This is a genomic window from Stieleria sp. (genome assembly GCF_041595215.1).
Lineage (GTDB): Bacteria > Planctomycetota > Planctomycetia > Pirellulales > Pirellulaceae > Stieleria > Stieleria magnilauensis.
This window is the reverse complement of sequence record NZ_JBFHKV010000308.1, coordinates 1-8,257: the sequence shown is the minus strand read 5'-3', so window position 1 is coordinate 8,257 and position 8,257 is coordinate 1. Positions and strand designations below refer to the sequence as shown.

General features: G+C 57.1%; 5 protein-coding genes. All 5 read left to right on the top strand.

Features of this window, described 5'->3' with window-relative positions; translation table 11 throughout:
* Nucleotides 1-344: 344 nt before the first annotated feature.
* The 5 genes from ABX749_RS13665 (at nucleotide 345) to ABX749_RS13645 (ending at nucleotide 8,057) form a co-directional block, all read left to right on the top strand.
* Nucleotides 345-710, top strand: coding sequence for a hypothetical protein (locus ABX749_RS13665; RefSeq protein WP_372896466.1), 366 nt, complete (start codon nucleotides 345-347; stop codon nucleotides 708-710).
* 151 nt (nucleotides 711-861) lie between these two features.
* Complete coding sequence (locus tag ABX749_RS13660; RefSeq protein WP_372896465.1) at nucleotides 862-1,752, top strand: M28 family peptidase; 891 nt, start codon at nucleotides 862-864, stop codon at nucleotides 1,750-1,752.
* A 4-nt stretch (nucleotides 1,753-1,756) separates the two neighbouring features.
* Nucleotides 1,757-3,331, top strand: a complete 1,575-nt coding sequence (locus tag ABX749_RS13655; RefSeq protein ID WP_372896464.1) for a polysaccharide lyase family 1 protein — start codon at nucleotides 1,757-1,759, stop codon at nucleotides 3,329-3,331.
* Between the two features lie 563 nt (nucleotides 3,332-3,894).
* Entirely contained in the window at nucleotides 3,895-6,702 is a 2,808-nt protein-coding gene (locus ABX749_RS13650) for a DUF1592 domain-containing protein (protein ID WP_372896463.1), read from the top strand.
* Nucleotides 6,699-8,057, top strand: coding sequence for a DUF1552 domain-containing protein (locus tag ABX749_RS13645; RefSeq protein WP_372896462.1), 1,359 nt, complete (start codon nucleotides 6,699-6,701; stop codon nucleotides 8,055-8,057). The genes ABX749_RS13650 and ABX749_RS13645 overlap by 4 nt, the downstream gene beginning before the upstream one ends.
* The last annotated feature ends 200 nt before the right edge of the window (nucleotides 8,058-8,257 follow it).

Genomic DNA, 8,257 nt, shown 5'->3' with positions numbered 1-8,257 from the left:
GGCTTGTTCACGCCGGTCGCGGTGCGGAGCCCCAAGGTTGCGAGGTACTAAGGGGGCTTTTTCGTTTTCTCGCGACAGGTCGAGTGCAAAAGCGAGATTTTCGCGAACCAGGGACTTCCAGGAGAGTCTTAATCAACAGCAAAACGCTGGCGCCAGGTGGCCGGGCCACCGACTGCGATCCGGGCGGATGCGTCAGCCGTTTTCCAGTTTCATCTGCTCGTGAGAGTAACCATGCGTGTGTCATTTCAATTCTTCGGCATTACGAAATCCGGCGCCGAGTAATCGGATGCCGAACGAAGAGCCTTTGCACACTCAGGAGTTACTTTCATCAAGCGATAGGAACCATGGAAACGACAACCGAAATCAACTTCGCGACGAGCGTGGCAGCACGCGTCGCCGGAGAAGACATCAAACGGGGAGACTACGTCACGGTCTTGAACGAGATTGTCGAATTGCCTTCGTACCTGTGGGGTTGCTCCGGTGTCATGCTACCAGCGGACGAGCCGGTGCGAATCCGGTACATGCCCTGTGACGCCGGCCAGCCCTTCAAAGTCGTCGCCGTCTGCCTGCCGTTCGTTTACACCAAGCGACCCAAAGGCGACACGAAAACCTTCGACACACGCCAAAACCAACTCGTCCGGCTTGATCCGGGCAGTGGCCGCTCGGTGTGGAAACGGTTGCGAAAGAATTTGAAGAAGAAGCGGAAATAGGAAAACGCCCGTGACGGAAAGGCCTGTCGCGGGCGTTTTCTCGTTTCCGGTACAATCTGAATCATCAAACGCAACAGCAGTTGCGGATCGCCCCGCAAGTTTCTCAGCTTCGTTCTTCGCCAGTGCAGGGAAACTTCCCTCTCACCTACTAATGTCCATCGACCGCGACACGATCGAAAACAATCTTCGTCTGCACGTCGATCGGCTTGCGGGACTAATCGGCCCGCGCACACTGGGGCAGCCCAAAACGATTCAGGCCACGATCGGCTACATCGAGGGTCAGTGGTCCGAGATGGGCTACAGTCATCAACGTGAGTGTTATGACGCGATCGGTGACGAGGCCACTAACCTAATCGTCGAGTGTCCCGGCACCAAGCGAGCGGATCAGATTGTTCTGTTGGGAGCCCACTACGACACGGTCTATTGCACGCCCGGCGCCGATGACAACGCATCTGCCGTGGCGGTTTTGATCGAGGTCAGCCGATGCCTGCGCGAGCACACCGGCAAACGAACCGCCCGTTATGTGGCGTTCGCGTGTGAGGAGCCGCCGTATTTCAATGTCGACTCGATGGGAAGCCAGCACCACGCCCGCCAATCCCGTCGGCGCGGGGACAACATTGTTGGCATGCTGTGCCTGGAAATGGTCGGCTACTACAGTCTCAGCAAAGGCTCACAGGCTGTGCCGCCGGGAATTCCCAAATGGATGCATCGGTTCTTTCCACAGCGAGGCAACTTTCTGGCGGCCGTCGGTAATCTGCCATCCTGGAAACTGTGCTGGAGATTCCGGCGCGGTTTCAAACGCGGCACGCGTCGAATGCCGCTGTTCTCGATCTGTCTGCCGGAAAAGATCGGCGAGATTCGTCTCAGCGACAACAGCTCGTTCTGGGACCAAGGCTATCCCGCACTGATGCTCACCGACACCAGTTTCTTGCGGAATCCAAACTATCACCAAGCCACCGACACACCGGACACGCTCGACTACCCACGAATGACCGAAGTCACCCTCGGCGTCGCAGCGGCGATGCGTAAGCTGCTTGGCTAGTGCTTTGTCACAACTTAATCTTCGTGTATCACATCGCTTCATCGCCCTAGAATGTCGTGAATTTTTTCCCTCTGGCTGGGAGACGCGCGGTGAATCCACGGATAATCTGATTCGAGGCCTGGATCGTTCCGCTGACACCAACGCCGGCATCCTGAAGCCCGGCACAACATTCCAGAGGGGAATCGACATGAAACTCGCGTCAACCTTCATCTCACTGCTGGCACTGGGCGGACCGATTGGACTGCTGCCCACGGCGGCCGGCGATGACTCCAGGCCCGCCGCCGTCGCTGCGTTTCCGGGCGCGGAGGGATACGGATCGACGACGCCTGGGGGACGAGGTGGCAAGGTCATTGCTGTGACCAATCTCAACGCCACCGGTCCGGGCAGCCTTCAGGCGGCGTGTGATGCCAAGGGGCCACGAATCGTTGTCTTTCAGGTTGCAGGAACAATTGATGGCGACGTGAAAATCAAGAACGATTTTATCACCATTGCAGGCCAGACCGCTCCCGGAGATGGAATTACGATCAAAGGTAATGTCGGGATCGACGCCAATGATGTCGTCATTCGCTATCTCAGGGTGAGGACTGACCATGATGGGGACGCGATCGGAGGACGGTACCGAAAAAATATCATTGTGGACCATGTGTCGGCGAGTTGGAGCAGCGATGAAGTGTTCTCGCTTTATCACAATGAAAACGTCACCATTCAATGGTGCATGATTTCCGAAGCCTGCGCCAAGGCAGACGGGTCGCATCGTTTCGGCGGAATCTGGGGAAACCAGCACGGCACCTATCATCACAACCTGATTACTCACAACGACAGTCGGAATCCGCGTTGGGCGTCAGGCTGTGGGTACAACGATTACCGAAACAACGTGTTGTTCAATTGGGGGTATGAGAGCTGTTACGGTGGCGAAGCACAACAGAAAGGCGATCGCCGCAAACCGCCCATCGAGTTCTCCACCATCAACATGATCGCCAACTACTACAAGCCCGGACCCGCCACCCGCGACGACGTGAAGAATTGCATTGCGAGTCCGTCGTCCCGGGGCGAGGGCGATTTCGGCAGTTGGCACGTGTCCGACAACTATGTCGATGGTTTTCCGGACGTGACCTCCGACAACTGGTTGGGTGTCAAGGGCACGAGCTTCAACAAGTTGGCTGTGGCGTGGAAGGCAATGCCCATTCATCAGCAATCCCCTCGGGAAGCTTATTTTGCGGTCCTTGATCATGCAGGCTGCTCGTTGCCCAGGCGTGATTCGATCGATACCCGCATCATCGAAGAAGTCCGCAGTGGTACCGCGACCCATGGCAAGAATGGAATCATCACCACACAGGAAGATGCTGGCGGCTGGCCAACGCTGCAGTCTGCCGAAGCGCCGCGGGATACGGACGCAGACGGCATGCCCGACGACTGGGAAAAGACGTACGGTCTGGATGCGAATCAAGCAGATGACAACGCATCCGATAAAGACGGCGATGGATACACCAACGTCGAAGAGTATCTCAATGGGACCGATCCGACCGAATTCGTCGACTACACCAAGCCGGAAAACAATCTCAATTCGTTGCAGAGGTAGCGTGGGAAGTATGGTGTACGGAAACACGTCGGAAGGCATCGCGGCCGTCAAATGTTGGATTCTTGCATCCGACCCCGATTTCGCTGCCCGTACGGATTGGAGCATCACCCGCAAGAACTTCGACACCAACCACGATCGCAATCGTCAACGACGACTGTCAATCGATGCGTCCAAACGTGACTTTGCACATGAATTTGTTTGCGTTTGCGAAGCCGATTGCGTACCTTGGATTTGATAGACCCCACCGTTGGGTGATTGTCTGGAAATCTTCGTGACCTCCCCGGGCACGCCTCCAACGCCGGGGAGTTCGAGTTTTCCGCAGAGTATTCCGCTGAGTTTTCCATTCAAGCTTCGCATGATGGAGAGTTAGGCAAGCGGATGTGATCCCTGGTCATTGAGTGCAACGGCCCTTGCAACGGCCTTTTGGAACGGCAGCGGTCTGATCGCACAGCCAAGGGGGCGATCTGTGTCGGTCCGCCATGGAACTCGCCTGTCCCGTGTCGGTTTTCCCCGTGCGATTTCCCTCCGCATATCGATTCCATGTATTGTCGAGACGCAGCCAAATGAAACCTACTCACGCGGTCACGCTTTTCGCCGTGTCGGTGTTTGTCCTTGTGGCATTTTGGTTTCCTTCTGCCGGGACGCCGGGATCTATGTCCTATGGCGACGATGCGATCGAGCAAGTGGTTGTGTCGTCGTCGGGGAACGAAACACCACAGGCGTCGTTTTCCGAAACAATTGCACCGATCTTGAAACGCAATTGCAGTCAATGCCATGGTGAGGGCAAGCAGGAAGCCGGGCTGCGTTTTGATGAGCTTGATCCGGCGATGTCGTCTGATCAAGACGTGTCGGTTTGGTCGTCGGTCCGCGATGCGTTGAATGCTCACCAGATGCCGCCGCCAGAGGAGACGCGTCAGCCCAGCGAGCAAGAACGACAGCAAATCGTGACATGGATTGACGCGTCGTTTGAGCGTGTTGCTCAGCGACGGCGGGCGAATCGATCGTCTTCGATGCGGCGTCTGACCGTCGCCGAATATGAGCACACGCTGCAAGAGCTATTCGGCGCGAAGGTTCCATTCGCAACAAATCTTCCCGCCGCACCTTTGTCCGAGTACGGGTATTCGCGCGACGCGGACCTGCTAGGCGTGTCCGCGCTCGAGCTGGAATACTTTCTTGCCATCGCGCGACAAAGCGTCGACGACTACGTGATTTTCGCGGGACACATCCCCGACAGCGAGCACTATCTGATCGAGTTCGAAGACGTTGAATATCGTCCCGGCGTGGCCGGCGGCTACTCGGTCGATGAGCCGTTGACTGAGCAGGAGTTGTTGGAGAAACGACGGGCAAGGGATGTCGGGCCGGCCATCTATTCGGACCGGACGTTGTTCCCGTTGCCAGATGGACCACTCGATCTGAGCTCTGAGGAATTGAATCGGTCTGATCGACAAAAATTCCACCAACAATTTGCCAGATTCAAGAGCCACCAGCTTCACAAAGCCGGCGAATTGGTCGCCAGAGTCTATGTCGCCGCAAAACTGGGTGATGACGGTTCGGCGCCTCGACTTCGATTCCGCATCGGCGACACGTTGGGTATGGAGTTCGCCGAGCCCATTCCAGGCGAATGTGATGTCACTGCATCGCCTGAGAAGCCGCAGGTCTGTACGTTCCGGATCCCGTTTCGCCACATACCCACCGGGACGACTGAAGACGAGGAGGACGAGGAGGGCGAGGAGACGACGCTGACGCTTTCGGTGTCCAACGCATCGCATGATCCCGATGCGATCTTCGACGTGGTTCCGGAGGGCTACAACTATGCCCCAGGTAAGTCGGGGCTCATGTCGCGATACCGGAAGACGCTGGCGGATTCGATCGTCAGCAAGGCCGCGATGCGGAAAGCCGGTGTGAATGAGCTTTACCTCGATGCGATCGAAATCGATCTCGTGCCGTTCGGCCTGGACATGCACGCAAGGCTATGGCGAATCGATGCGCAACGAGCCAATTTGAATGCGGGTGCAGACGCACGTACGGTTGCGGAGGAATCACTGCAAGCTTTTATGCAGCGTGCCTATCGCCGTTCCATCTCGCCGGCAGAATTGGGCTCGATGATGTCGCTCTACGATCAATTTCGCAGTGAAGGGGACAGCTTTGAGGATGCTCTGAAAGAAACGTTCAGCACCGTGCTGATCTCCGACCCGTTCTTGTATGTCGCCGCGCCGATTCCACTGGAACAGCATCAATCGATCTCCGAAGAAGAGCGTCGCCAGCTTGCCTCTCGGCTTTCGTATTTCCTGTGGAGCGGTCCTCCAGATGATCGGCTGCTTGAATTGGCGTCTCAAAACCGGCTCAGCGACCCTGGCACGCTTGCCACTGAGGTCAGTCGCATGCTTGGTGACCGTCGCGCTCGCCGTTTCAGCGAACGGTTTGCACGTGAGTGGTTGCGGCTGGACAAGTACGGTCTGGTCGCGATCAATCCCGAATTCTATCCGCACTATGATGAGGATCTCGGGCAGGACATGGTCTCGGAGGCAATCACGACGTTTCAGGAGATTTTTCACGGTGCCAGAGATGCGCGCGAATTGATCGCATCGGAGACGGTGTACGTCAATCAGCGTTTGGCTCGCCATTACGGGTTGCCGCCGGTGACGGGCGGTAAGTTGCAAGCGGTTGCCGTGCCGGACTATCGAACGCGTGGCGGTTTGCTTCATCAGGGTGCGATTTTGACCATGACTGCAGACGGGGCCGAGTCAAATCCGATCTACCGTGGGGTTTGGATTTTGGAACGTCTGTTGAACGATCCCCCACCGCCTCCGCCTCCATCTGTTCCGGCACTAGACGCATCCTCGGCAGATGTGGGTCCGCTTACACTCAAGCAAAAGATCGAGCTTCATCGCCAACAAAGTGCTTGTGCGGCGTGTCATGCCAAGATCGATCCCTGGGGATTGGCGCTGGAGCATTTCGACGCGATCGGCGCCTGGCGTGAAGCGGCCCTGGTGATCAATCCGGACACGGCCGCCCGGTCGTTTTCGCCCGTCGACAGCAGTACCGTCCTGCCCAGCGGCGAGGAAATTGAAGGGTCACGCGACCTCGTTTCGTACCTCGTTGGCCAACGGCAAGACGAGTTCACGCGTGCCTTGACCTGGCACATGATGACTTACGCACTTGCCCGCGCGCCGAATCTCGGCGACGAATCCGAGCTGGAATCGATTCATCGCCATTTCCGGACGTCTGGATACAAGCTGCCGTCGCTCGTTTTAGCCATCGTGCAAAGTGAATCGTTCCAGGCGGTGCCTGAAAGCACAGCACGGGACAAAGCAGTTCCGTTACAGACAAAGAATGCCCCGACAGCAACACTGATTGGAGAGAGACAATGAGTCAGTTTTCTCGTCACCCCCGCCGCAAGTTGTTGCAACTCGGATTGGCTGGCATGGCCCTGCCCCCGCTTGCTTCGTTGCTCGGAGCGTCAAAGGTAGCCCGAGCAGCCACGACGACCCAGCGACCAGCCCGGCTCGTCACAATCTTTTTTCCCAATGGCGTTTCACTGCCACCGGAAGGGCACCAAAGTTTTGACGACTGGCACTGGTTCCCTCATCATCCCGGTCCAGATTATGTGATGACAAAGACGCTTCAACCGCTCGCCGCACTCCGCAGCGAACTTTCGATCCTGTCCGGTTTTTCGCATCCCCATCTGCGTTCGAATATCACGCATTCCTGCAGCGCGCAGTTTCTGACCGGCGACGACCAGTCCAAAGGCTACAAAAACTCGATCAGCTACGACCAGGTCTTCGCCGAAAAGATTGACGGCGCGACACGATATTCGTCACTGGCATTGTCTGCGTCGGGAGGTACGGGAAGCTTGGGCCGTCCCGCAACCATTTCGGTCAACCGCGATGGTGCGCTGATTCCAGCCTTGTCGGATCCGCAACAGATTTTCAACCGCTTGTTTGTTGTCGATGCCCGCGGCGCCGAGGCGCGGGCCAGAGCGATCGCCCGTGACCGCAGCATTTTGGATCGGGTGAGTTCAAGACTGTCGGGCCTCAATGGCGCGCTTTCTGCAGACGACCGGCATCGCCTCGATGCCTACTTCACCGCAACGCGAACCTTGGAAAGGCAGCTCGAACGTGCCAATGAATGGTTGAACGTCCCGAAGCCCGAAGTAGATCCTGGGGCATTTGATTTGGACGCTGAACCGACGCGCGAGCTGGGAACGAACTACGTGCGCACAATGTTCGACCTCATCCATATGGCACTGCTGACCGACTCCACGCGAGTCGTGACGTACCAAACCGCCATTGAAGGCGGCAGCGGTCGAGGCAATCAACTTCCCTACGCAGCAGGTCTTTCGCTGCATCATCACCAACTCAGCCATAGCGCCGCTCGAGACGAAGGTGGTTGGGAACGCTGGGCAAAATTCGACCAGTATCTGACCGAACGCCTCTCGGAGTTCTTGACGAAGATGGCTGAAACGCCTGATCCGCTGGCCGAAGGCAGCCTGCTGGACAACACAATCGTGCTCTACGGTAGCGGCACCAGCAAGACGCATGTCGGCAGAAACTACCCGCTGATCCTCGCCGGCGGCAAGAACCTCGGCGTGAAGCAGGGCGCATTCCATCGATTCGAAGACGAACGCCCGTTCAATGACCTGTTGCTGACGCTCTTGCAACGTGTTGGTGTCGAAACAGAAAGCTTCGGCGACAGCGAATCAGTTGTTGACCAGATTCTAGTTTAGCGGCATCATCGGGCGACGGCGAAACCAGTACCATCAGGATGCAACGCGCGATCCGGGATACTCACTGCCGTCCTGATCCGGTCCGATCCCGCTTTCGAAAACACCACCTTCGAAGGAGTTGGCCGTTGAAGCCGCTGCCCCCCCGAAAATGAAGTCGAAGTACGAACAAATGAAACGAATTCAAATGACATTGCTTTGTG

What these genes read in the sequence shown, in the direction of transcription:
- ABX749_RS13665 (WP_372896466.1), top strand. Translation starts at nt 345, where the DNA reads ATGGAAACGACAACCGAAATCAACTTCGCGACGAGCGTGGCAGCACGC.
- ABX749_RS13660 (WP_372896465.1), top strand. Translation starts at nt 862, where the DNA reads ATGTCCATCGACCGCGACACGATCGAAAACAATCTTCGTCTGCACGTC.
- ABX749_RS13650 (WP_372896463.1), top strand. Translation starts at nt 3,895, where the DNA reads ATGAAACCTACTCACGCGGTCACGCTTTTCGCCGTGTCGGTGTTTGTC.
- ABX749_RS13645 (WP_372896462.1), top strand. Translation starts at nt 6,699, where the DNA reads ATGAGTCAGTTTTCTCGTCACCCCCGCCGCAAGTTGTTGCAACTCGGA.